The sequence below is a fragment of the Bacillus sp. JNUCC-22 genome (assembly GCF_018861275.1).
In the GTDB taxonomy this organism is placed as follows: Bacteria; Bacillota; Bacilli; order Bacillales; family Bacillaceae; genus Bacillus; species Bacillus velezensis.
The window spans coordinates 278,177-303,418 of record NZ_CP076408.1; the positions used below are offsets into that span (position 1 = coordinate 278,177).

General features: G+C 48.0%; 24 protein-coding genes. 19 read left to right on the top strand and 5 right to left on the bottom strand.

Annotation, left to right across the window (positions count from 1 at the left end; translation table 11 throughout):
• Nucleotides 1-15: 15 nt before the first annotated feature.
• The gene (locus JNUCC22_RS01540) at nucleotides 16-1,011 is read right to left on the bottom strand and encodes an LLM class flavin-dependent oxidoreductase (protein WP_072588768.1); all 996 of its coding nucleotides are present in this window, start codon (nucleotides 1,009-1,011) and stop codon (nucleotides 16-18) included.
• A gap of 275 nt (nucleotides 1,012-1,286) precedes the next feature.
• Here JNUCC22_RS01540 and JNUCC22_RS01545 point away from each other — a divergent pair, with 275 nt between their 5' ends.
• The 10 genes from JNUCC22_RS01545 (at nucleotide 1,287) to JNUCC22_RS01590 (ending at nucleotide 11,386) form a co-directional block, all read left to right on the top strand.
• Nucleotides 1,287-1,883: a TerD family protein gene (locus tag JNUCC22_RS01545; RefSeq protein WP_015239102.1), complete on the top strand. Its 597-nt coding sequence runs from the start codon at nucleotides 1,287-1,289 to the stop codon at nucleotides 1,881-1,883.
• 23 nt (nucleotides 1,884-1,906) lie between these two features.
• Nucleotides 1,907-2,488, top strand: coding sequence for a TerD family protein (locus JNUCC22_RS01550; protein WP_007409047.1), 582 nt, complete (start codon nucleotides 1,907-1,909; stop codon nucleotides 2,486-2,488).
• Between the two features lie 32 nt (nucleotides 2,489-2,520).
• Entirely contained in the window at nucleotides 2,521-3,099 is a 579-nt protein-coding gene (locus tag JNUCC22_RS01555) for a TerD family protein (RefSeq protein WP_003156645.1), read from the top strand.
• Nucleotides 3,100-3,137: 38 nt separating this feature from the next.
• Complete coding sequence (locus tag JNUCC22_RS01560; protein WP_003156644.1) at nucleotides 3,138-3,911, top strand: TerC family protein; 774 nt, start codon at nucleotides 3,138-3,140, stop codon at nucleotides 3,909-3,911.
• Between the two features lie 69 nt (nucleotides 3,912-3,980).
• Nucleotides 3,981-5,603 (top strand): YceG family protein, encoded by a 1,623-nt coding sequence (locus JNUCC22_RS01565; protein ID WP_025284191.1) that lies wholly within the window; start codon nucleotides 3,981-3,983, stop codon nucleotides 5,601-5,603.
• Nucleotides 5,604-5,609: 6 nt separating this feature from the next.
• Nucleotides 5,610-6,698 carry a toxic anion resistance protein gene (locus JNUCC22_RS01570; protein ID WP_007609246.1) on the top strand — a complete coding sequence of 363 codons (1,089 nt, stop codon included), beginning with the start codon at nucleotides 5,610-5,612 and terminating at the stop codon, nucleotides 6,696-6,698.
• 115 nt (nucleotides 6,699-6,813) lie between these two features.
• On the top strand, nucleotides 6,814-8,016 hold the full coding sequence (locus JNUCC22_RS01575) for an MFS transporter (protein ID WP_025284192.1): 1,203 nt from the start codon (nucleotides 6,814-6,816) through the stop codon (nucleotides 8,014-8,016).
• A 383-nt stretch (nucleotides 8,017-8,399) separates the two neighbouring features.
• Nucleotides 8,400-9,656: a glycine/proline betaine ABC transporter ATP-binding protein OpuAA gene (gene opuAA, locus JNUCC22_RS01580; RefSeq protein WP_003156640.1), complete on the top strand. Its 1,257-nt coding sequence runs from the start codon at nucleotides 8,400-8,402 to the stop codon at nucleotides 9,654-9,656.
• A complete protein-coding gene (gene opuAB / locus JNUCC22_RS01585) occupies nucleotides 9,657-10,505 on the top strand; it encodes a glycine/proline betaine ABC transporter permease subunit OpuAB (protein WP_003156639.1) in 849 nt (282 codons plus the stop codon). It begins immediately after the preceding gene.
• Nucleotides 10,505-11,386: a glycine betaine ABC transporter substrate-binding protein gene (locus JNUCC22_RS01590; protein ID WP_007409051.1), complete on the top strand. Its 882-nt coding sequence runs from the start codon at nucleotides 10,505-10,507 to the stop codon at nucleotides 11,384-11,386. The genes opuAB and JNUCC22_RS01590 overlap by 1 nt, the downstream gene beginning before the upstream one ends.
• Before the next feature lie 34 nt (nucleotides 11,387-11,420).
• Here JNUCC22_RS01590 and JNUCC22_RS01595 read toward each other — a convergent pair whose 3' ends face one another.
• On the bottom strand, nucleotides 11,421-12,542 hold the full coding sequence (locus JNUCC22_RS01595) for a M20 peptidase aminoacylase family protein (protein WP_032867319.1): 1,122 nt from the start codon (nucleotides 12,540-12,542) through the stop codon (nucleotides 11,421-11,423).
• A 133-nt stretch (nucleotides 12,543-12,675) separates the two neighbouring features.
• Between JNUCC22_RS01595 and JNUCC22_RS01600 the strand changes: the two genes are divergently transcribed.
• From JNUCC22_RS01600 to JNUCC22_RS01615, 4 genes are all read left to right on the top strand, one after another.
• Nucleotides 12,676-14,109, top strand: a complete 1,434-nt coding sequence (locus tag JNUCC22_RS01600; RefSeq protein ID WP_038456901.1) for a YfcC family protein — start codon at nucleotides 12,676-12,678, stop codon at nucleotides 14,107-14,109.
• A gap of 91 nt (nucleotides 14,110-14,200) precedes the next feature.
• Nucleotides 14,201-14,689 (top strand): DUF6773 family protein, encoded by a 489-nt coding sequence (locus tag JNUCC22_RS01605; protein ID WP_007409054.1) that lies wholly within the window; start codon nucleotides 14,201-14,203, stop codon nucleotides 14,687-14,689.
• A 229-nt stretch (nucleotides 14,690-14,918) separates the two neighbouring features.
• Nucleotides 14,919-16,898, top strand: coding sequence for an alpha-amylase (locus JNUCC22_RS01610; protein ID WP_216062066.1), 1,980 nt, complete (start codon nucleotides 14,919-14,921; stop codon nucleotides 16,896-16,898).
• A 270-nt stretch (nucleotides 16,899-17,168) separates the two neighbouring features.
• Entirely contained in the window at nucleotides 17,169-18,122 is a 954-nt protein-coding gene (locus JNUCC22_RS01615; protein ID WP_020955286.1) for an L-lactate dehydrogenase, read from the top strand.
• A 41-nt stretch (nucleotides 18,123-18,163) separates the two neighbouring features.
• Here the strand turns inward: JNUCC22_RS01615 and JNUCC22_RS01620 are convergent, their stop codons facing one another.
• The gene (locus tag JNUCC22_RS01620) at nucleotides 18,164-19,696 is read right to left on the bottom strand and encodes an MDR family MFS transporter (RefSeq protein WP_015239110.1); all 1,533 of its coding nucleotides are present in this window, start codon (nucleotides 19,694-19,696) and stop codon (nucleotides 18,164-18,166) included.
• A gap of 113 nt (nucleotides 19,697-19,809) precedes the next feature.
• Here JNUCC22_RS01620 and JNUCC22_RS01625 point away from each other — a divergent pair, with 113 nt between their 5' ends.
• The 3 genes from JNUCC22_RS01625 (at nucleotide 19,810) to JNUCC22_RS01635 (ending at nucleotide 21,793) form a co-directional block, all read left to right on the top strand.
• Nucleotides 19,810-20,271, top strand: a complete 462-nt coding sequence (locus JNUCC22_RS01625; protein WP_003156626.1) for a MarR family transcriptional regulator — start codon at nucleotides 19,810-19,812, stop codon at nucleotides 20,269-20,271.
• Nucleotides 20,272-20,334: 63 nt separating this feature from the next.
• Entirely contained in the window at nucleotides 20,335-20,964 is a 630-nt protein-coding gene (locus JNUCC22_RS01630; RefSeq protein WP_003156625.1) for a LysE family translocator, read from the top strand.
• A gap of 67 nt (nucleotides 20,965-21,031) precedes the next feature.
• Nucleotides 21,032-21,793, top strand: coding sequence for a YqcI/YcgG family protein (locus JNUCC22_RS01635; protein ID WP_216062067.1), 762 nt, complete (start codon nucleotides 21,032-21,034; stop codon nucleotides 21,791-21,793).
• Between the two features lies 1 nt (nucleotide 21,794).
• Here the strand turns inward: JNUCC22_RS01635 and JNUCC22_RS01640 are convergent, their stop codons facing one another.
• Nucleotides 21,795-23,123: an amino acid permease gene (locus JNUCC22_RS01640; RefSeq protein WP_053104602.1), complete on the bottom strand. Its 1,329-nt coding sequence runs from the start codon at nucleotides 23,121-23,123 to the stop codon at nucleotides 21,795-21,797.
• Nucleotides 23,124-23,247: 124 nt separating this feature from the next.
• Here JNUCC22_RS01640 and JNUCC22_RS01645 point away from each other — a divergent pair, with 124 nt between their 5' ends.
• Together JNUCC22_RS01645 and nadE are read left to right on the top strand one after the other, a co-directional pair.
• A complete protein-coding gene (locus JNUCC22_RS01645; protein ID WP_011996295.1) occupies nucleotides 23,248-23,844 on the top strand; it encodes a DUF1989 domain-containing protein in 597 nt (198 codons plus the stop codon).
• Nucleotides 23,845-23,978: 134 nt separating this feature from the next.
• Nucleotides 23,979-24,797, top strand: coding sequence for an ammonia-dependent NAD(+) synthetase (gene nadE / locus JNUCC22_RS01650; protein WP_072588774.1), 819 nt, complete (start codon nucleotides 23,979-23,981; stop codon nucleotides 24,795-24,797).
• Between the two features lie 50 nt (nucleotides 24,798-24,847).
• On the opposite strand, the gene JNUCC22_RS01655 is transcribed toward nadE, so the two are convergent.
• The gene (locus JNUCC22_RS01655; protein WP_007409062.1) at nucleotides 24,848-25,132 is read right to left on the bottom strand and encodes an antimicrobial peptide LCI; all 285 of its coding nucleotides are present in this window, start codon (nucleotides 25,130-25,132) and stop codon (nucleotides 24,848-24,850) included.
• Nucleotides 25,133-25,242: the final 110 nt, after the last annotated feature.

Sequence of the window (25,242 nt, forward strand, 5' to 3'; positions counted from 1 at the left end):
TTTGACGGCTTTTTTTTACAGAAATATATCAGCAAGACGCTCATATGACTCTTTTTTTGCTTCGAAATCAAAGACGTTGCACAGCACCATCATCTCTTTTGTCTGATACCGCTCGGAAAGTTCAAGCAGACGGCGTTTCACTGCGGCAGGAGAGCCGATCACCATCCGCTTCCTGTTTTCTTCTATCTGTTTACGGTCCTCCGGCGAATACGGATAAGCCTTCGCTTCCTCCACACTCGGCACGCGGCTGTCGGCGCCTTTTCCGACACGAAGAAGCCATAAATCCTGGCTTAAGGCGAGTTCTTCCGCTTTCTCATCCGTAGCCGCGCATATGACGAAAATGGCACAGAGCGAGGCGGGAGCGGAAAAATGGGCGGAGGCCCGGAAATGGTCCCGATAGATCTGAAAAGCTTTTTCCCCGCGTTCCGGATTAATGAAATGGCCGAAGACATAGCCCGCACCTTGAAGAGCGGCGCGTCTGGCGCTGTTTTCCCCGAGGCCGAGCACCCAAAGCTGCGGGGCTGTTTCAATCAAAGGCGCTATTTTTATTCCTGCATAAGCATGGTCCGAGGGAACCGAATCTGTCAGAAAGGATGATAAATCCTGAAGCTGCCTGTTGAACTCGGTCATGCTTTTCTTTACCCCGTCTGTGAGGGCGAGCCGGATTTTCGTTGTACCGCCCGGCGAGCGTCCGACCCCAAGGTCAATCCGGTTCGGGTGCAGCGCCTCAAGCTGACGGAAAGTTTCCGCGACTTTATAGGGGCTGTACTGCGGCAGCAGCACGCCGCCTGATCCGACACGGATGGACGTTGTGGCTGCGGCGGTATGAGCGATCATAATTTCCGGCGAAACGCTTGCGAGCCCTCTTGTGCCGTGATGCTCGGCAAACCAGTACCGCTTATAGCCCCATCCTTCGCTGAGGCGGGCGAGCTCCGCTGAATGGCGGAGTGTCTCGTGCGGCCCGTTTCCTTTGGATACGGGCGCCTGATCAAGTATGCTTAAATCAATCACTCGTCTGCCCCTTTCCTGACATGTATTGATACAAGGATAGGAAAAATGTTCAGTCTTCGTCAATTTCTTTGTTTTCTCTATTCTCTCCGGAAAGAAGGAGAATATAGGAAGTAATTTTTCGCCGTTTTTCGCCAAAAATTCTTATGTTTTATGAAACTTTGATATAATAAAAGACGTATATCTTAATAAACACCGGGATTCTTGTCCCGGAATTTAGTAAAAATGCGCACTTGCGGCGTGCTTAGCGGCACCCTTACAGAATAGGAGTGAATCATATGGCGATCTCTTTACAAAAAGGACAGCGGATTGATTTAACAAAAGGAAAAGCCGGTCTGTCAAAACTGCTGGTCGGACTCGGCTGGGACCCTGTATCATCCGGGGGCTTTTTCGGAAAGCTGTTCGGCGGAGGCGGTGCCAATATCGACTGTGACGCTTCCGTACTGATGCTTGAAAATGATAAAATGACAGACAGTAAAAACGTCATCTATTTCGGCAATCTGAAAAGCCGATGCGGCGGTGTCGTACACACGGGTGACAACCTGACGGGAGAAGGCGACGGCGATGATGAACAAATTCTCATCGATTTGGCGAAAGTCCCCGCTCAGATTAATAAACTTGTGTTTGTCGTCAATATTTACGACTGCGTCAGACGAAAACAGGACTTCGGCATGATTCAAAACGCGTTCATCCGCGTCGTTGATCAGGCTAACCGCGAAGAACTGGTGACTTACAATTTAAGAGATAACTATTCAGGCAGAACGAGCCTGATCGCGGCTGAAATCTACCGCCAGGACGGCGAGTGGAAATTCGCCGCAGTAGGAGAAGGCACAAACGATACAAAAATCGGCGATATCGTTAACCGATACGCCTAAACGATAAAAAGGAGAGTGCACACATGGCAATTTCATTGGCAAAAGGACAAAAAGTAGATTTGACTAAAACAAATCCGGGTCTTTCTAAAGTCGTTGTCGGCCTTGGCTGGGATACAAACAAATACGACGGCGGACATGATTTTGATTTAGATTCCAGCGTCTTTCTATTAAATGAAGCAGGAAAATGCGCGTCGCCCGATGATTTCATTTTCTATAATCAGCTTGAAGGCGGAAACGGCTCTGTCGCACATTCAGGCGACAACCTGACAGGCCAGGGCGAAGGCGATGACGAAAGCGTAAGAGTCAACCTGAGCGCGGTGCCCGCGGCTATTGACAAAATTTCATTCGTCATCACGATTCATGAAGCGGAAGCGCGCGGCCAAAACTTCGGACAAGTTTCCAACGCGTTCGTGCGCATTGTCAATGAAGAGACAAATGAGGAGCTGATCCGCTATGATCTGGCTGAAGATTTCTCAATTGAAACAGCCATTATCGCAGGGGAGCTTTACAGACATAACGGCGAATGGAAATTTTCCGCGATCGGCTCAGGCTACCAAGGCGGACTGGCCCGTATTGCGACAGATTACGGCCTGCAAATCGGCTGAACCATATCAAACACAGAAGGGAGAGACGGCACATGGCTATTCAATTGGCGAAAGGACAGCGTGTTGATCTGACAAAAACGAACCCCGGCCTTACAAAAGCGGTGATCGGCTTAGGGTGGGATACGAACAAGTACTCCGGAGGGCATGACTTTGACCTTGACGCGTCGGCTTTTCTTGTCGATGCCCATGACAACTGTGTAAATGATCTTGATTTTGTTTTCTACAATAACCTGGAACACCCAAGCGGGGGCGTCATCCATACGGGAGACAACCGGACGGGCGAGGGCGAGGGAGACGATGAACAAATTATCGTCGACTTCTCAAAAATACCCGCAAATATCGAAAAGATCGGCATCACCGTCACGATTCATGATGCGGAAGCGCGCGGCCAAAATTTCGGACAAGTTTCGAACGCGTTCGTGCGCGTCGTCGATGAAAACAGCCAGAATGAACTGCTTCGTTTCGATTTAGGAGAAGACTTCTCGATTGAAACGGCGGTTGTCGTTTGTGAGCTTTACCGCCATGGGGCTGAGTGGAAGTTTAACGCCATCGGCAGCGGGTTTTCCGGCGGTCTGGCATCACTTTGCCGGAATTACGGCTTGCAGGTGTAAGCAGGAAATTACCGTTTTACTAAATAGGAGGAAAAAACTTGGATTTTCTACATCATATTATGTCGACCTACGCTTCCTTTTTTGATTGGAAAATGTGGGGTGAGGTGCTGACTGACCCTGTATCATGGGGGCTGATCGGTTCCTTGGTTCTGCTGGAAGGGCTGCTGTCGGCCGACAATGCGTTAGTGCTTGCGGTGATGGTAAGGCATCTGCCTGAAAAACAGCGGAAGAAAGCATTAACATACGGATTGTTCGGGGCATATATTTTCCGTTTTATCTTTATCGGGATCGGAATGCTGCTCATTAAGTTCTGGTGGATTAAAGTGCTTGGCGCGCTGTACCTGGCTTGGCTCGTCATTAAGCATTTCTGGATCGGAGAAGGTGATGACGATACGGAAGGCATGAAGAAAAATTCATGGATGGTCCGTACGTTCGGAATTTTCTGGGCCACTGTCGTTTCAGTTGAGTTAATGGATTTGGCCTTCTCTGTTGACAGCATTCTGGCCGCGTTTGCGGTATCGGAAAAAGTGTGGGTGCTCTTGATCGGCGGTATGCTTGGCATTCTCATGATGCGTACAGTCGCAAAAGTATTCCTTGTTTTAATTGATAAAATCCCTGAGCTTGAAAATACGGCTTTTGTGCTGATCGGGATTATCGCCGTGAAAATGGCGGCGAGCGCCTTTGATTATGAAATGCCGCACGTGGTGTTCTTCGGAATCATCATCGCTGCGTTTGTGGTAACGTTTATTATCCACTATTTCAACAAACAAAAGCAGGTTCAGGAGCAAACGGCTGCATCTAAAGAAGAATAAAACAAAAAAGGAGGGAGAGTTCATTTCCTTCCTTTTTTGTACCGATCATGAAGAGAAAGGAGGAAAATGATGAGGCAGGAAGAATTGGTGATCCGAAAGGCAGAGCCGGAAAACGATGACTGGGAAACGTTTCTGCTGCGGCCGCTGCCGGAACGTCCCGGTTACGAGCGGGAAAACGGGCTGGCGTTTACCCGGCTTGCCGTCCGGATTTTGGGCACTCCTTATGATGAGACGGAGTATTACAATAAGCTTTTCGAGCTGTCTTCTCATGAAAACATCCATGTGTTAAGCGAGACGCTGGATAAGACCATCGCGCCTGAAACGTTTCAGGCGCTCCAGCACATCCATTCGGTCAATCAAAAAGAGAAAGGGCTTTCGGTTTCCAGATTTGTCGCGTTTCTCGATGGGGGCAGGCTGCTTGCCAAACACGCTGATCCGCTTATGCACCGCCGGCTGAGAACCGCGTTTATGACGCTTTTGGAAACCTTTGCGGACCGGCATGAAAATGGGCTGAATCATCCCGATTTCCGGCGTGTGCTCTTGGATGTGTCAAAGTTTTCGCTGAACCACCTGAATCCATGGCTCGAACAAGCCGATATAGAGCGTGAGATGCCGAAGGTGGTGTGGTATGGAGACGCTACCAAAAGCCAGCTTTATTTTCTCTATTATCTCATGCTGATCGGCTGTGACGTCCTATTGTTTCATCCGGCTGCGGAAGATCCGTTCAGCTTGATTGATCCGGATGAGGAACTCAGCTTTGTGATAAAGCTCCCCGCAACAGGCGGCCTTGAGCCATTCCCGAAAGAAAAGCCGGACAGAACGTCCACGACGGCCTACCGGTCAACGAAAGAAATTGAGCATGTGCTGAACCATGAGGAATCTATGATGTATAAGCCTTGGCAGTTCAGGGATCATACCCCGCAGTCCGTGACATTAAAAACGACGTATGATGAGTTATTTCTCATTGCGAAGGAGCGGGCGTTTATCCGGCCGCAATTTAAAGCGGACAGGGAGCGGGTGGCCGTTCCGAACCTTTTTGCGAAAGTGATGGGGGTTTCCAAAGATACGAAAGAATATTGGAATAGACTCCATACCGCCGCAGACTATCAGGAGACACACATGATCCGCAGTTTTCCGTTTACGGAAGAGCTGAAAGCCAACTACCAGTATCACTACAGTCAGGTTTTGAACGAAGAAGGAGCGATTGACGCGGACAGGCTGAAAAGAAGCAACATCTGGCAGTACAAGCATCTCCCGTCAGGCGTGCAGAACGCCATCGCCAATGTGATTTCTGACATGTGCAGAAACCCAGGGCTGAAGGCTTTGCCCGGGGAGCAGGCAAGGGATGCCGCAATCTATTTGTTCCGCCAGGCGACGAACCTGCCCGCTTCGCTGCTGCAATTGATTCAGACGTTTGATTACGCCCAAACCGTTCCGAAACTCGTTTTATATCATACGGAACAAAATGGCGAACTCACACGTTCTGACGCCGCCGCTCTGTTGTTTTTAAATAAATTCGGCGTCGATATCATCTTGTATAATCCGCCGGGGCATCAAGACATTGAGCATTATATTGAAGAAAGCCAATTTGATGTCCATTGGCTGGAGGACATGGTATTTCGGCAGGAATATAAGGAGCCGTCACTCGTAAGAAAGCTGTTTAGAACCATTACGCAAAAGCAGGGAGAGTAAATAAACATGACAGAAAATCAAAATCCGCTTGTTCTTGATAAAAATGAAGAGATTTCTGAACAAAAAGCAGATGACATCAGGGTGCAGCTGCGCCAAGACCCTGAGGTGCAGCGCATTTCACAGCAGATTGACGTGAAAAACCAAATGGAGCTGCTTGAGTACGGAAAAGAACCGGCAGTTGAAATCTCGAAGTTCTCCGACCGCATCTTAAATATGATGAAAACAACAAGTGTCACGGATTCAGGCACAATGCTGACGCAGCTCGGAAAAATCATGGACCGTTTTGACAAAAATGATTTCGATGAACCAAAAGGATTTCTCGCTAAAATGTTCAAACGCGGCAACAGCATGATTGAAAAGATTTTTCAAAAGTACCGCACCCTGGGCGGAGAAATTGAAAAAATCCACGTCGAAATTTCAAAATACAAAGATGAAATGGCAAAGACGAACCATACGCTGGAAGAGATGTATGAAAACAACATTAACTACTACATGGAGCTTGAAAAGTATGTCGTTGCCGGGCAGATGAAGCTTGAGGAAATGCAGGCGCTCATTCCTTCTTATGAAGAAAAAGCGGCAGGCGGAAACCAGCTTGCGCAAATGCAGCTTGATACGCTGCGTGACGGGCTTCAGGCGCTTGAGGAACGTGTCTATGATTTAGATATGGCGCGGATGGTGGCGCTGCAAACGGCGCCGCAGATCCGCCTCCTTCAGCGCGGAAATACGAAGCTCATCGGGAAAATCAATTCCGCTTTCGTCATTACGATTCCGATTTTCAAAAACGGCATCATTCAGGCTGTCACAGTCAAACGGCAAAAGCTTGTGGCTGATTCAATGAGCGAGCTGGACCGCCGCACGAATGAAATGCTGAAGCGAAACGCTGAAAATATCTCAAACCAAAGCGTGGAAATTGCCCGTATGGCAGGCCGTCCGAGCATTGACATTGAGACGATTGAAACGTCTTGGAATACGATTGTCAGCGGTATGCAGGAAACGAAACAGATCGAGGAAGAGAACAGACGTATCAGAGAAGACGGAGCGAAACGAATTCAACAGCTTCAGGATAATATTAAAAACGCAGTCTTAAAGAATTAACACACACCCCGCTTGCTTACGGCAAGCGGGATTTTTTTGCGAAAAAAGATAATGACAATGTGTAAAGACAGGTGTAAACTTATACGGTAATCATTTTCGATTTGAGGTGCTGCTTATGAACAAACAACCTGCCGTCACTCCGCGAAAACTTCTGGCGATTGCCGGAATGGGCTGGCTGTTTGATGCGATGGATGTCGGAATTTTATCGTTTATTATCGCCGCGCTTCACACTGATTGGAATTTAACACCCGATCAAATGAAATGGATCGGGAGCGTCAATTCCATCGGTATGGCAGCGGGCGCCTTTGTATTCGGAATGCTGGCCGACAGGATCGGCCGGAAAAAAGTGTTTATGATCACGCTGTTATTCTTTTCTGTCGGAAGCGGCATATCCGCTTTCGCAACGGGATTGACGGTTTTTCTCATATTGCGTTTTCTGATCGGAATGGGGCTTGGAGGGGAACTGCCTGTCGCCTCAACGCTCGTGTCAGAAGCGTCCGCTCCCGAAAAGCGGGGACGGATCATCGTGCTGCTTGAGAGCTTTTGGGCCGCGGGCTGGCTTCTTGCGGCGGTGATTTCCTACTTTGTCATACCGTCATTCGGCTGGCAGGCCGCGCTGCTCTTAACGGCGCTGGCCGCATTTTATGCGCTGTACTTGCGGAGAAGCCTTCCGGAATCACCGGCGCATCAGGCATTGCCGCAGAAAAAAAGCATACGCGGGCAGGCGGGAAGTGTCTGGACGAAACCGTATATCCGGCCGACGGTGCTGCTGTCTGTCGTTTGGTTCTGCGTCGTCTTTTCATATTACGGCATGTTTTTATGGCTGCCGAGCGTGATGCTGATGAAAGGCTACAGCATGATTGAGAGCTTCGAATACGTCCTTCTGATGACACTTGCCCAGCTTCCCGGATATTTCTCTGCGGCGTGGCTGATCGAAAAAGCGGGGCGGAAGACCATCTTAGTCATCTATTTGCTCGGAACGGCGGGCAGCGCTTATTTCTTCGGTGCCGCGGATTCGTTGGCCATGCTGCTCACAGCGGGCATGCTGCTGTCCTTCTTCAATCTCGGCGCATGGGGCGTGCTTTACGCCTATACACCGGAGCAGTATCCTGCGGCGATCCGTGCGACCGGTTCCGGCACAACGGCGGCCGTCGGCAGAATCGGCGGCATTTTCGGTCCGCTTCTCGTCGGATCGCTTGCAGCCCGGAACGTTTCGTTTACAGTGATTTTCGCCGTCTTTTGTGCGGCCATCCTGATTGCCGTCATCACCATTATTATTCTCGGAAAAGAAACGAAACAGACAGAGCTTGCGCAATGAGCACCCTTTTGGGGTGCTTTTTTTAGTGAGCGGTCTGTTGACAGACCTATATTTTTCCTTAAATATTCCTTATTTTTAGGAGGGGAAAACTTCTTTTTTCAGGACAATGTCGCGAAAAAATTCTTGTTTTTGTAAAAAAAGGATAGGAAATCAGTTTGCAGCACATTCGATGGAAACGTTCTCAAGCCTGATAAAAGCCCGGTTTCCTTTATAATTTATCCTCAATAAGGAGGATTAGAGAGTATTTAGAAGCATACCAGAGGAAAATAAGACACAGGGATGTTTTTAAAGTAATGATACAAAATAAAAAGGGATTATGATGTTTGTTTGACTTATTACAAACGTGTTACGGTATTAAAGATTGCTTATTATGGAGGGAAAATATGAATTTGGATGAGAAACCAATTAAGATAAAAGTCGAAAATGTATCTAAGGTTTTCGGAAAACAGACAAAAAAAGCCATTCAGATGCTGTCCAGCGGAAAAAACAAAAAAGAGATCCTGAAAGCAACCGGATCAACCGTTGGTGTCAATCAAGCAAACTTTGATGTATATGATGGGGAGATATTTGTCATCATGGGTCTATCGGGGAGCGGTAAATCAACTTTAGTTCGGCTGTTAAACCGGCTTATTGAACCGACTGCCGGGAATATTTATATTGATGGTGACATGATAACAAATATGTCAAAAGACCAGCTCCGGGAAGTGCGCCGGAAAAAAATCAGCATGGTCTTTCAAAAATTTGCACTGTTTCCGCACAGAACGATTCTTGAAAATACGGAATACGGCCTGGAGCTTCAAGGCGTCGACAAAAAAGAGCGTGAGCAAAAAGCGCTTGATTCGCTTAAACTTGTCGGTCTTGAAGGCTTTGAACACCAATTCCCAGATCAGCTCAGCGGAGGAATGCAGCAGCGTGTCGGACTTGCCCGCGCATTGACGAATGATCCTGACATTCTTCTGATGGATGAAGCTTTCAGTGCGCTTGATCCGCTGATCCGCAAAGACATGCAGGATGAGCTTTTAGACCTTCATGACTCTGTCGGCAAGACGATCATCTTCATCACGCATGATCTTGATGAAGCATTGCGCATCGGCGACAGAATCGTGCTGATGAAAGACGGTAACATCGTTCAGATCGGGACGCCTGAAGAAATTCTGATGAGCCCGTCCAATGAATACGTTGAGAAATTCGTTGAGGACGTTGATTTATCCAAAGTTCTGACAGCGGGCCACATCATGAAGCGCGCTGAAACCGTGCGGATTGACAAAGGGCCTCGTGTAGCGCTGCAGCTCATGAAGAATCTCGGTATTTCTTCTATTTACGCCGTTGATAAACAGAAACAGCTTCTCGGCGTCATTCACGCGGCGGATGCGAAAAAAGCGGTGGAATCCGACTTATCGCTTCAGGATATTTTAAATACTGAATTTACGACTGTGCACGAAAGCACATACTTGACGGAAATTTTCGATGTCGTGTCTGATGCGAATATTCCGATCGCCGTCACGGACGATAAGGACCGCATGAAAGGCATTGTCGTAAAAGGCGCATTAATCGGCGCGCTTTCAGGAAATAACGATTATATAAATGTTGAAGATTCTGCTGAACAAGCTCAGGATTCTTCTGTTCAGGGGGTGAAGTAAATGGACAGATTGCCTAGAATTCCGTTAGCAGATATCGTTGACCGGTTTGTTGACTGGCTTACCATGACGTTCGGAGGTTTCTTTGACGGAATCTCAAACGGTTTGGCCGCTTTCGTAAACGCGATTGTGAGCGGTTTGGGTTTCATCCCGTCTATTTTATTGACTGTTATTTTTGCAGCTCTCGCTTGGTGGATCAGTACGAGAGGAATTGCACTCTTTACGTTAATCGGATTCCTTGTTATTGATTATTTGGGCTATTGGTCGCCGATGCTGCAAACGTTGGCGCTTGTCGTCACATCTGTTTTGATTTCCATTATTATCGGGGTTCCGATCGGCATATGGGCGTCTCAGAAAGAAACGGTCCGCCGCATTGTTACACCGATTCTGGATTTAATGCAGACCATGCCGGCTTTCGTATATCTGCTGCCTGCAATTTTCTTCTTTAATATCGGGGTTGTGCCAGGCGTCGTGGCATCTGTTATTTTCGCGATGCCTCCGACGATTCGCATGACGGTTCTCGGTATTAAACAAGTTCCGGCTGATTTGATCGAAGCGACGGAAGCATTCGGTTCAACGACGTCTCAGCGTCTGTTCAAGGTACAGCTTCCGCTTGCCACAAAAACAATTCTTGCCGGTATTAACCAAAGCATCATGCTTGCTTTATCAATGGTCGTTATCGCGGCCATGGTCGGTGCGCCGGGCCTCGGTTCTGAAGTATACAGCGCCGTGACACAGTTGAAAACCGGTGTCGGAGTGGAAGCGGGTATCGCGATCGTCATCGTAGCGATTACACTCGACCGTATCACGCAAAACATTAAAGTGAAGAAGAAGAGCAGGGGGAATGCCTGATGCTTAAGAAAATCATCGGTGTCGGCGTTACCGCTGCGCTGGCTCTTTCTTTGGCTGCCTGCGGTTCGCAGACTGATGGTAAGGCAACGGCTGCGGACCAGGTGAACAAAACCATTATCGGTATTGATCCGGGATCGGGAATCATGGCCCTGACGGATGAGGCCGTGAAGGATTACGGATTGAAAGACTGGAATGTCGTCACGGCGTCAAGTGCTGCCATGACGGCGACATTGAAGAAATCATATGACCGGAAAAAGCCGATCATCGTAACGGGCTGGACGCCGCACTGGATGTTCTCCAGATACAAGCTGAAGTTCCTTGATGATCCGAAAAAAACGTACGGAACTGCCGAGCAGATTCATACAATTACAAGAACCGGCTTCAGTAAGGAACAGCCTAACGCGGCCAAAGTTCTCAGCCAGTTCAAATGGACGCAGGACGATATGGGAGAAGTCATGATTGCCGTTGAGGAAGGCGAAAAGCCGGCCAAAGCCGCAGCTGAATATGTGAAAAAACACAAAGACCAAGTGGCTCAATGGACAAAAGGCGCCCATAAAGTTAAAGGGGATAAAATCAACCTGGCTTATGTGGCGTGGGACAGTGAAATCGCAAGTACGAATGTAATCGGGAAAGTATTTCAAGACCTCGGCTATGACGTGAAGCTGACGCAAGTGGAGGCGGGACCGATGTGGACTGCGATTGCGACAGGCAGCGCGGATGCGTCATTGTCTGCTTGGCTTCCGAATACCCATAAGGCATATGCGTCTAAATATAAAGGCAAATATGAAGATGTAGGAACGAGTCTGACAGGCGTCAAGATGGGTCTGGTCGTTCCTCAGTATATGAAAAACGTCAATTCAATTGAAGATTTGAAGAAATAACGAAGAAAAGCAGCCCTGTAACGGGCTGCTTTTTTTATGCTTTAAACGATTTGAGGACGGCGGCCGTTAATATCTCAACGCCAGTAAAGATGGCGCTTCGGTCAAATGTCATTTGGGGATGGTGAAGCCCCGGCTGCAGACCGCATCCTAGGCCGAGCATCGTCGTTTTTAAGTTCGGCACCTTTAACCCGTAAAAGTGAAAATCCTCTCCTCCGGTTGTCACAAGAGGTTCATCCACATGTTCTTCTCCGAGAATGCCGCTTATCGCAGATGCCATGATGGCTTCCGCCTCTTTGTTTCGCTCGGCTGCCGGGAGGCTGTGTTCTTTTTGCAGTTCGATTTTTGCGCCGAATGCGGCAGCCGCCGCCTCACAGGCTCTTTCGGTTTCGGCGGTTAATTTCTCCATGGCGGCATTGGTTTGTGCGCGGAGATCAAGGCTGAACGATGCTTTTCCCGGAATGATATTGGAACTCTCACCGCCTGCCTGAAGCTTTGTCATCTTCACGGAATGCGGGATGCCGGGATCAAGATGAATGAAGCTGAGTTTTTGGACGAGAAGAGCGGCGATTTCGATACTGTTAAGGCCGAGATGCGGTCTCGCGCCGTGGGCTTCTTCTCCGATAATCAGGCCTTCTATATGCTGGCTTGAGCCATGCAGAATGGACGGTGCGCATCGGCCGTTTGCCGTTTCCTGTACGGGGCGCACGTGCACGCCGTATAAGAAGTCAACATCATCCAGTACGCCTTTTTCAATCATTTTCAGCGCTCCGCCGCCTTTTTCTTCAGCCGGCTGAAAAATAAAGCGGATGGTGCCCTTCGGAAGTTTCGGCTGACTCTTTAAAAGCATCATCGTGCCGAGCGCCATCGTCATATGTGAATCATGTCCGCATGAATGGTTCGCCTGAAAGACACCGTCCACTTCCTGCCACAGCGCGTCAATATCCGCCCGGACAGCCACAACGGGCGAGCCTTCTCCGATTTCGCCGACAACACCGGTACAATCATCAAACGTGCGGGTCCGGCAGCCGGCCTCTTTCAGTTTTTCAGTCAGATATTCAGTTGTTTGATATTCTTTCCAGCTTACTTCGGGATTAGCGTGCAGGTGGTCAAAAATATCCATAATGACTTGCTTTTCATGCGCTGTGAGTCTGTTCATGCCGTAAGTCCTCCTTCAAAAGCTGTCTGTTTTTTATTTTTGATATTGAAAACAGGCAATCGGTCTGTATATAATATAGCACATATCTGTATTTTCTGAATAGTTTATAAATTTAAAGCGGGATGGTGATGTTATGGCTGTGCCGAAGGCCGAACCTGTATTGAAAAAGAAGAAATTGTTTGTGATGCCTGATGCTTATGTGCTGCTGTTCATTGTCGCTTTACTATGCGCGATAGCGTCGTACATCGTTCCCGCGGGGGAATTTGACAGGGTGACAAAGGGCAGTGTGACGTCCGCCGTCCCGGGAAGCTATCATTCTTTAGACCAGTCTCCTGTCAGCCCGATCGCTTTTTTTACCGCGATTCAGGAAGGGATGACAAGTTCTGCGCCGATTATTTTTTTAATCCTGTTTACGGGCGGCACCATTGCGATTTTGGAGAAAACGGGCGCCATCAATGGATTGATCAGTAATGTCATCAGTACGTTCCGCACAAAACAGCTGCTGTTTATTGCGATTGTCGGATCTCTATTTTCGATCCTCGGCACAACCGGCATCGTCGTTAATTCCGTGATCGGTTTTATTCCGATCGGCCTGATCGTCGCCCGCTCGCTGAAATGGGACGCCGTGGCCGGAGCGGCCGTCATTTATATCGGCTGCTATGCCGGGTTTAACGCGACGATTTTATCACCTTCACCGCTCGGGTTATCACAAAGCATCGCGGAGCTGCCGCTGTTTTCCGGTATCGGCCTGCGGATTGCCGTCTACATTTGTTTTCTGTTATCATCTATTTTATATATTTATCGGTATACGAGAAAACTCAGAAAAGCAAAGGACGCCAGTCTGCTGGGGAACGATTGGTTTCCGGCGGCAGGTTCATTCCCGCAGGTTTCTGAGCCGGAGGACAAGCATGTCCCGTTTACCGTCCGCCATAAATTGATTCTGGCTGTTGCGGCTTTGTCGCTTGCCGGCTTTTTATACGGCGCGCTTACTCTTGGCTGGTCTGATTCAGAGATGGCCGCCGTGTTCATTTTTATCTCAATCGTGTCAGGCCTGATTGCGGGAATGGCGGCAAATGATATCGCAAAAACGTTTATTACAGGCTGTCAGGGGCTCGTTTACGGTGCGCTGATCGTCGGAATGGCGAGAAGCATTTCCGTTATCCTGGAACATGGAAAGCTGCTTGATACGGTAGTCAATGGACTAGCGTCACTGCTGCACGGTTTCAGCCCGATGGCAGGCGCCATCGGAATGTATATTTCCAGCGCCCTGCTTCATTTTCTGATTTCATCGGGCTCAGGGGAGGCGGTCGTATTTATTCCGATCTTGGCGCCGCTTGCCGATCTGATGGGCATCACGAGACAGGTCGCGGTTGAAGCGGTCATGCTCGGAGAAGGCGTCGTAAACTGTGTCAATCCGACTTCCGGCGTGCTGATGGCCGTACTGGCTGCCAGCGGCATTCCGTACGTAAAGTGGCTTCGCTTCATGATTCCGCTGGCGCTGATTTGGTTTGTCATCGGTCTCGTGTTTATCTGCATAGGCGTCCTGATCAATTGGGGTCCTTATTAACATTTTTGTCAATGATATTTCGGTTTATCATTATGAATCGGCAAGATATAATGGGAGTTGTAAGCCATTCTTAATAGTACGGGAGGAAGTCATGAATCAGCGTCGGAACGGACTTTCAAACGTGAATGGAAAGAGTGAGAGTGTGAAAGAGAAAGAACGAATGATTTGGTCAGAAGTCGGAATGCTTGTGGGCACACTGTCTTTGCTTGACATCATCGTACGCGGACTTGTTCTGAACTGTCCGTTTAGGGAATGGGCCGGTAGCTTGGCGGTTTTCTTCATTATAATTGTTTATTATTGCATTAGGGCGGGAGCGTCGGGAATGCTCATGCCGAGAATAGACACCAAAGAAGAACTGCAAAAGCGGGTGAAGCAGCAGCGGATAGATTCAATTGCGGTCACTTTTGCGGTAGCGGCGATTACGATGTACGACAGGGGGTTTCCCCATACATTCTTTGCTTGGCTGAAAATGATCTTTCTTTTTATCGTCTGCGGAGGCATTCTGTTTCTGCTTCGGTATGTCATTGTGAAGCTGTCTTACAGAAGAGCGATAAAAGAAATAAAAAAGAAATCATCTTGACAGGTGGTTTCTTTTTTTGTTTGAAAGCGGGAAGTCTTTTTAATTGATAGGAATATAGATTTGAATTCACTCTGCCACGTTGCTTTGATAGAGAGTGTGTGATAAGTTGAAATGTAAGCGTTAACAGAATTCTCCAGTCTTCACAACAGTTGAAAGGAGCTGAAGAAAGAGTAAGAGGAATTTTTGACTCCGCAGTCAGTCTTCAAAAATCAAATAAGGAGTGTCAAAAATGTTTGAAAAACGATTCAAAACCTCTTTACTGCCGTTATTCGCCGGATTTTTATTGCTGTTTCATTTGGTTTTGTCAGGCCCGGCGGCTGCAAACGCTGAAACTGCAAACAAATCGAATAAGGTGACCGCGTCATCGGTCAAAAACGGGACCATCCTTCATGCATGGAATTGGTCGTTCAATACGTTAACACAAAATATGAAAGATATTCGTGATGCGGGCTATGCAGCCATTCAGACGTCTCCGATTAACCAAGTAAAGGAAGGGAACCAAGGAGATAAAAGCATGAGGAACTGGTACTGGCTGTATCAGCCGACATCGTACCAAATCGGCAACCGTTACTTAGGCACTGAACAAGAATTTAAGGACATGTGTGCAGCCGCGGAAAAATATGGTGTAAAAGTCATTGTTGATGCGGTTATCAACCATACCACCAGCGATTATGGTGCGATTTCTGACGAGATTAAGCGTATTCCAAACTGGACCCATGGAAACACACAAATTAAAAATTGGTCGGATCGATGGGACGTCACTCAAAATTCATTGCTTGGGCTGTATGATTGGAATACACAGAATACTGAGGTGCAGGCCTATCTGAAACGTTTCTTGGAAAGAGCATTGAATGACGGAGCAGACGGGTTCCGCTATGATGCCGCCAAGCATATAGAGCTTCCGGATGACGGGAATTACGGCAGCCAATTTTGGCCGAATATCACAAATACATCGGCGGAGTTCCAATACGGAGAAATCCTGCAAGACAGCGCGTCCAGAGATACTGCTTATGCGAATTATATGAATGTGACGGCTTCTAACTACGGGCATTCCATCAGATCCGCTTTAAAGAACCGTAATCTGAGTGTGTCGAATTTCTCCCATTATGCATCTGACGTGTCTGCGGACAAGTTAGTCACATGGGTGGAATCACATGATACGTATGCCAATGATGATGAAGAGTCCACATGGATGAGTGATGACGATATTCGTTTAGGCTGGGCAGTGATTGGTTCCCGCTCAGGAAGCACGCCTCTTTTCTTTTCCAGACCTGAGGGCGGAGGAAATGGTGTAAGATTTCCCGGAAAAAGTCAAATAGGAGATCGCGGGAGCGCCTTATTTAAAGATCAGGCGATCACTGCGGTCAATACATTTCACAATGTAATGGCCGGGCAGCCTGAGGAACTCTCGAATCCGAATGGGAACAACCAAATCTTTATGAATCAGCGCGGCTCAAAAGGCGTTGTGCTGGCAAATGCAGGATCGTCTTCTGTCACCATCAATACTTCAGCGAAATTACCTGACGGCAGGTATGATAATAGGGCCGGCGCCGGTTCATTTCAAGTAGCGAACGGCAAACTGACAGGTACGATCAATGCCAGATCGGCGGCTGTTCTTTATCCTGATGATATTGGAAATGCGCCTCATGTCTTTCTTGAGAATTACCAAACGGGGGCAGTCCATTCTTTCAATGATCAGCTGACGGTCACCCTGCGTGCAAATGCGAAAACAACAAAAGCCGTTTACCAAATCAATAATGGGCAGCAGACAGCATTTAAGGATGGAGACCGACTAACGATCGGGAAAGGAGATCCAATCGGCACGACTTACAACATTAAATTAACCGGAACGAACGGCGAGGGTGCAGCGAGAACCCAAGAATACACGTTTGTTAAAAAAGACCCGTCCCAAACCAACATCATTGGCTATCAAAATCCGGACCATTGGGGCCAGGTAAATGCTTATATTTACAAACATGATGGAGGCAGGGCCATAGAATTAACCGGATTGTGGCCGGGGAAAGCCATGACTAAGAATGCAGATGGAATGTACACGCTGACGCTGCCTGAGAATGCGGATACGGCCAACGCCAAAGTGATTTTTAACAATGGCAGCGCCCAAGTGCCCGGACAGAACCAGCCCGGCTTTGATTATGTGCAGAATGGTTTGTATAACAATTCTGGTTTGAATGGTTATCTTCCGCAATAATGGATAGGGCTATCATCACATCAGCGTGCCGGAAAACCCCCGCTTCTGGGAAAGGGACAGCGCGTCTTCAATCACGCTGAAAATGTGACAACATCCTAAAACGGTTCCGTTTTAGGATGTTGTCAACAATCCGGAAACCATCACCGATATTTTTTTGTCCAAAAATCAAACTTTTCTCTTGCAAAAGTTTGTGAAGTATTGCACAATATAAATGTGAAATACTTCACAAGATAAAAACAGACACCACGAAACACTGGAGGATGAGCATACATGATGAACGAACGAGTGAACAAAGTAGCATTAATCGGAGCAGGTTTTGTTGGAAGCAGTTATGCATTTGCGTTAATTAACCAAGGGATCACAGATGAGCTTGTGATCATTGATGTAAATAGAGAAAAAGCCATGGGAGATGTCATGGATTTAAATCACGGAAAGGCATTTGCGCCTCATCCGGTCAAAACGTCTTACGGCACATATGAGGATTGCAAGGATGCCGATATCGTGTGCATCTGTGCAGGGGCCAATCAAAAACCGGGCGAAACGAGACTTGAGCTGGTCGAAAAAAATCTCGCCATTTTTAAAAGCATTGTCGGTGAAGTAATGGCAAGCGGATTTGACGGCATCTTCCTCGTTGCCACAAACCCGGTCGACATTCTCACTTATGCGACATGGACATTCAGCGGGCTGCCGAAAGAACGCGTCATCGGCAGCGGCACGACACTGGATTCTGCGCGATTCCGTTATATGCTGAGTGAATACTTCGGAGCCGCTCCGCAAAACGTACACGCCCACATTATCGGCGAGCACGGCGATACCGAGCTTCCTGTATGGAGTCACGCCAATATCGGCGGAGTGCCGGTGCAGCAATTGCTGGAGAAAAATACAGCTTACAAGCAGGACGAGCTGGATCAGATTGTTGACGATGTGAAAAACGCGGCCTACCATATTATCGAGAAAAAAGGCGCGACATATTACGGAGTGGCGATGAGCCTCGCCCGTATCACAAAAGCGATTTTGCGTAATGAAAACAGCATTTTAACCGTCAGCACATATCTGGACGGCCAATACGGTGTAAACGACGTCTTTATCGGCGTTCCGGCCGTCGTCAATCGGAACGGCATTGCAGGTGTGACGGAACTTGAGCTGAATGAAACAGAACAGGCTCAATTCAGCCGCAGCGCAAACGTGCTGAAAGATATTCTCGCTCCGCATTTCGCAGAGTAAACAAAAAAGCAGTACATGACAAACGCCATGTACTGCTTTTTTTAATTCGCTTTTTTCGCCATTTCCTGAGAGGTTTTTACTCTCGCTTTTCCCATAAACAAAATGGTAACGGCCGCAATGACGATCGGCGCCAGCGCAAGCGTAAATACATATGTGATGCTTTGCGACATGGCGTCAATAATGCGATCCAGAATGTGCGGCGGAATATGAGCGCGCGTGCCGGCCTGGAAAATCTCCTGCGGATTTCCGATGTTCTGCATCGCACCGCCCGCTCCTTTCATGCCGCTGAATGAATCTGTGAGCTTGTTGGTAAACACATTCGTCTGGATGGTTCCGAAAATCGTCACACCGAGCGTCATACCGAATGATCTCAAAAACGAGTTTGTTGAGTTGGCGCTTCCGCGGTAACGCGGCTCCAGATCGTTCATGGACGCAGCCGGCAGCAGTGAGAAATTGAAGCCGACGCCGAATCCGGAGATCAGCATGAATACCGTCAGCATCGTACGCGCCGTATCCGGTGTCATATTGGAAAGCAGCAGCATTCCGATAAAGAAAGCGACCACGGAAATCAGCATTAAAGTGCGGAACCGCACTTTCGTCTGGAAAATTCCGCCGATCATACTTCCGATAACAGAGCCGATCATCATCGGCGTCAAAATAAAGCCTGCGCTTGTCGCGGTGCTTCCGTACACAGCCTGAACGAAGATCGGGATAAACACCGCTAAAATGACGAACGTGGCTCCGTAAAGGAACGCCAGAATCTGTGCCGTGGCAAATAAACGGTTTTTAAACATCCAAAATGAGATAATCGGTTCTTCCGCTTTTCTTTCCACAATAAAAAAGGCGATAAAGAACACGGCGAACACAGCGAACAGACCGATGATCTGCACGGAGTTCCAATCATATGTTTTTCCGCCGAGCTCAAGAGCGAACATCAGACCGACAATGGAAACCACCAGCGTGATTGCGCCGGCCCAGTCGATTTTCTGTTTCTTGTGTTCAAGGGATTCTTTATAATAACGAAGAATGAAAAACAATGATAAAATACCGATCGGCACGTTGATGTAAAACACCCAGTGCCAGCTGATGGAGTCGGTAATGAGCGCGCCTAAAAGCGGCCCGAGAACGCTGGACAGGCCGAAAACGGCACCGAACATGCCCGACATTTTTCCGCGTTTTTCCGGCGGAAATAAATCAAAAATGATCGTGAAGGCGATCGGCATCAGCGCGCCTCCGCCGATTCCCTGAATGACGCGGTAAATAATGAGCTGATCCATTGTTTGGGCGATTCCGCATAACGCGGATCCGATTAAGAAAAGAATAAGACCGAATAAAAAGAAGCGTTTCCGTCCGTACATATCGGACAGTTTTCCGTAAATCGGCATACCGGCCATAACGGCTACCATGTATGATGCCGTCACCCACGCGAACTTATCGAAACTTCCGAGGTCCGCCACGATATTTCCCATCGCAGTGGCAACGATTGTATTATCCATAGCCGACATTAAAATGCCCAGCAAAAGACCGATGACGACAAACTTCGTCGAGGCGTCCTTCGCGGCTGTTTGTTCCATGCTTTTTCCTCCCATACTTACTTTTGATCATTAAATTTGCTATGATCATATTAGATTTGCCGAAAATTATCTTGATCGTCAAGATAAATTGATTTTATAGGGAGGCCTGTCAGTTGTCAACAAGAAATACCAGAAGCGAGACGGAGGAAACCGCGATACAGTTATTCCGAAAGATGGCCACAAGGACGATCCTTTTTCATCAGGCGGCCGCTCAATCTCTCGGTCTGTTTCCGACCGATTTAAAATCAGCTGATATCTTAAATGAAGCAGGCCCGATGACCGCAGGCGAGCTTGGGAAAAAAACCGGTCTCAGCACAGGTTCGGTAACGGCGCTCATTGACCGGCTCGAAAAAGCGGGATATGTCATGAGGAAAAAAGACCCCGAAGACAAACGTCGGGTGATTATCGTGCCGCTGACAGCCGGAAAGGCGAATGTGAAGCAATTGTTTAGCTCCTTATCCCAGTCCACGATCAGCCTTTGCCGGCAATATAAAGAAGAAGAACTGCGGCTGATATTCGATTTTTTAGGAAAAGCGACGGACATGATGGAAGACGAGCTTGAGAAATTAAAATAATATATCATAGCACGGCCCATTCATGAATAACTTGTACAAGTTGCATGAATGAGGGGGAAGCCAATGAACATCTTTTTAAGCTACATCGTTCTCGGGCTGTCATTGTCAGCACCTGTCGGACCGGTCAATGCGGCGCAAATTGACAAAGGCATCAAAAACGGCTTTTGGCATGCATGGATTTTCGGTCTTGGCGCCATGGCCGCGGACGGGCTGTATATGATTCTGATCTATTTCGGGCTGTCTCAATTTTTGACCGCTCCTTTTGTAAAAACGTTTTTGTGGCTCTTCGGTTTTTTCGTGCTGACCTATACGGGAGTCGAAACGTTAAAAAATATCAGGGAAGCCATGAATGTCAGAAGCGGAAAAGGAAAACCGGCTTTTTACAAAACATTCGGCGCGGGATTTTTTATTTCTCTTTCCAATCCGCTGAGCATTTTATTCTGGCTCGGCATATACGGCAGCATTCTCGCCAAAACCGCTGAATCCTTCGATGCAAATCAGCTTTTGATTTACAGCTCCGGCATTCTTCTCGGCATTTTGATCTGGGATTTTTGCATGGCGGTCGCTGCGAGCACTTTCAGAAATCTTCTTCATGAAACAGCGCTTCGCTGGCTGACGGGAGCGGCGGGTGTGTCTTTGATCGTTTTCGGATTTTATTTCGGCTGGCAGGGGATTCAAATGCTCATCTCATAAATAGAAGGACTGTCACCCATCGCCTGTCTCCATCATAACGTATCCTGACGATACTGGAGGTGGGCTGATGGCAAGCGAGCTGTACACAAAAAGTTGCCTTGAGGAAAAGTTGTTGGATATGCCAAATTGGCAGAGAGTCGCTTTTGAGCTTCTATCAGAAAAAGTAGGTGATAAAGCGGACGCGTTTCCGTGCATTCCGGGACGTCAGGGATTTTTGACAGATCAGCTCCGGATATCTTTTGCGGGTGATCCCCGCGAAGAGGGAACCCCGGAGGAAGTGGGGATGCTGCTGTCCGAGTACGGAAAGATCTCAAGGGATACCGGAAGATACGCGTCGCTGCTTGTGATTTTTGATACGCCTGAGGATTTAGCTGAGCATTATTCCGTTGAGGCGTATGAAGAGCTGTTCTGGTCTTTTTTAAACCGGCTGAGCGGCTGCGACCCGAATGACTGGCCGGAAGACATGCCGGAAGACCCTGAACATTATAAATGGGAGTTCTGCTTTGACGGCGAGCCGTATTTTATTCTGTGCGCGACGCCTGCGCATGAAGCGAGACAAAGCAGAAGCTTCCCGTTTTTTATGCTGGCGTTTCAGCCGAGATGGGTTTTCGAAGGATTAAATGATTCAACCGCGTTCGGACGAAACATGAGCCGGCTGATCAGAAAACGCTTAGAGGCGTATGATGAAGCCCCTCTTCATCCCCGATTGGGGTGGTACGGAGGAAAAGACAATTTAGAATGGAAGCAATATTTCCTCCGTGATGATGAGACGCAAGTGTCAAAGTGTCCCTTTTCTTATTTGAAGAGACTGTTTAAACCGACGAAATAAGCTATGATCCGGCAGGGCTGTGTCCCTGCTTTTTTTGTACGATCCATGTCACGATCGCAATGACGGCGAGAAAACAAAGGCTGACCAGAAAACCGGGCCGGCTCGATTTCTCAAACAGCGTCCCGGAGACGGCCGCGACAATCAGCACAAGGGCGATAACAATCTGTACGGTTCCCATCTTTGTCGTTTCAAGCAGTTTCTTGCCCGAGAACAAAATGAACAGCCACGTATAAAGAAGCATCAGGCCCGCCGCGGTTGTCATGTGTTCATATATATTTTTCGGCAGCACCAATGACAGGATGATGGAGACGATGAGTCCGGCAAACGTCAATCCGAGCGCAGGCCAGCAGATTTTTTTGTTTTCCTTTAATCTGAAGCATTTCGGCGCATCCCCGTCATCGGCCATTGTACAAAGCAATGTCGTCACGGCAAACAGCGAGGCGACGAGCGTGGAAAATCCCGCAATAATAAAAATCCCGTTAAATATATCAAGAATGATATCTAAATGAAAACCCTTCAGCGATGTAATAAACGGGCTGTCCTGTTCGGTGAATTTGCCCAGCGGCACTAACAGCAGCGCCAGGCCGAGAGAAATGACGTAAATCACCGCAAGAACGGCAAGCATCAGCCGGCCTGATTTTGAGGCTTCCTCCGGCTTTTTCAAATGCACGGTCATCAGCCCCAAGACTTCAATTCCTCCGAAGGCGTAAAACGCATAAATCAATCCGGTCCATAACCCCATCGCTCCGTGCGGGAACAAATCCTTTGATTCGTTCGGCACCTGCACATCCGGTTTATGAGAAAATATACCGCACAGCGCCAATATGGCGATGACGATAAACATAACAATCGCCGCCGTCTTGACAACAGCGAGCACATTTTCCGTTTTTTGAAAAACGGACAGCCCCGTAAATATAATCAAGAGACCGAGCACCGCATAGATGGAGGCGAAAATCCACAGCGGCACATTCGGAAACCAATGCTTCGTAAACAGCGAGATCGCTGTCAGCTGGCTTCCAGTGATCAGCATCTCGGACGACCAGTACACCCATCCGTTGCTGAAACCGGCCCAAGTGCCGAAAGCCTTTCTCGCATAAGCGCAAAAAGACCCCTTTTCGGGCTGTTTGGCCGAAAGCTTCGCGAGCTGCTCAAAGACAAAATAGGTGCCAAGCCCGGCAATAAGAAATGAGATCAGCGCGGAATATCCGCTTTTGACAATAGCGATGCTGGACCCGAGAAAAAAGCCCGTCCCGATTGTGCAGCCGACGCCGATTAAGGAGAGCTGCCACCAAGCGAGATTCCCTTTAGGCTGGTCCTGTGATTTACCCATGAAGTTCAACCCCTTTATCAAAGCTTAGATTGCAGCCGTCAGAAGGGGAATATACATCCAATAAATTGCTTTACATGAAACAAACGGCCGAAGTTCATAATAGAAGAAAAAAAGGAGCAGTCTGATGACACAGCAATTTATTGTACCGCCGAAAAAAGGGCTCGGCCTGAAGGTTCACAAAGGGCAGATTATAAAAGTAGTCGATGTGGAAGGACAGCAGGTGGCTGACTTCACGGCTTATCATGCCAAGGACTTTTATGAACATCTTGATCAGGGCGCGACGATTGATGCCAACCAGTCCATTCATGTAAAAACGGGTGATCATATTTATTCGAATTTATACAAGCCGATGCTGACGCTGATTGAGGATACAGTCGGCAAGCATGACCTGCTGCTTCCCGCCTGCCGTCCGGATATGAACAGGCTTTTATACGGAAAGCATAAAGACGAGCTCCAGGATACGTGCTATGACAATATGAGCGGGGCGCTTGAACCGTTCGGGGTGCCGCGGCCGCATATGCATTACCCATTTGCCATCTTTATGAACACGGTGCTCGATGAGAAGGGGAACTTATCAGTCGAAACGCCTCTTTCTGACGCGGGTGATTATGTACGGCTCCGTGCGGAAATGGATCTCGTCGTCGCGTTTTCATCCTGTCCGATTGAAAAAGGAAAATGCAACGGAGACAGCATCACGGCGCTGCGGGTGGAAATCAGCTGATCCCGGTGTATTTGATTCACTTAAAATCTGCACCTGTGCTATATTTAACAGAGAGTCGTACATAGTGGCATGATTCATTTTCAGCATGAACGGGAAATGGATCATAAAGAAACAATGCAGGAGGAGTGATTGGGATGAGCATCCAGAAACAAATTATGAATGATCTCCATGTAAAGCCCTCAATTGATCCGAAACAAGAAATTGAGGACAGAGTGAACTTTCTGAAACAATATTTGAAAAAAACAGGTGCCAAAGGCTTTGTGCTCGGCATCAGCGGGGGGCAGGATTCCACGCTTGCGGGACGCCTCGCCCAATTGGCGGCTGAAAGCATCAGAGAAGAAGGCGGAAACGCTGAATTTATCGCCGTCCGCCTTCCGCACGGCACACAGCAGGATGAGGATGACGCCCAATTGGCGCTCAAATTCATTAAACCTGATAAATCATGGACATTTGATATTAAGTCCGCTGTCAGCGCGTTCGCTGATCAGTATAAGAAAGACACGGGCGATCAGCTGTCTGACTTTAACAAAGGAAATGTAAAGGCCAGAATGAGAATGATCGCTCAATATGCCATCGGCGGACAAGAGGGGCTGCTTGTCATCGGAACCGACCATGCGGCCGAGGCGGTGACCGGTTTCTTCACGAAATACGGTGACGGCGGAGCTGATCTGCTGCCGCTGACCGGATTAACGAAACGCCAGGGCAGACGTTTATTAGAAGAGCTCGGCGCGCCGGAACGCCTGTATTTGAAATTACCGACGGCCGATCTGCTTGATGAAAAACCGCAGCAGACTGATGAGACCGAACTCGGCATCACATACAATGACATTGATGATTATTTAGAAGGCAAGGACGTTTCTTCCGAAGTGATTGAGGCGCTGGAAAAACGCTACCTCACTACAGAGCATAAGCGCCAGGTGCCGGCATCGATGTTTGATGATTGGTGGAAATAGAATGAAAAAAACCTCCCTTTTGAAAGGGAGGTTTTTTGTTTATCTCATTTTTATTTATCTACACTTTCATAAATCCCTACCCAATACCCTTTGCTGCTGTCGTAGTATTTGCTTTTGAAAATCCATTTTGTCCCATCTAAAACGAAAGAAGCAGCGAAGTTGCCGTTAGGGCTTTGAACGAGTTTGATGGCATTAATGCCGGCATCTGCTTTCGTTGAGATTGGGCTATTTTCCGCGGATGCGGATGCTGTTGGTGATGCGGCAAAGGCAGGAGCGGCAGACATCAGTAAGGCAAGAGACAGCGCAGAACCGGTTAACACTTTTTTGAATTTCATTTCGAGCACTCCCTTTTCAAATGAAATGTGTTACAGTGTTAATAATTAGATTATTATCCATAAAATTCCTTCTGCATTTCTAAAATTTTTTTCTTAACCTTCAGAGGGGC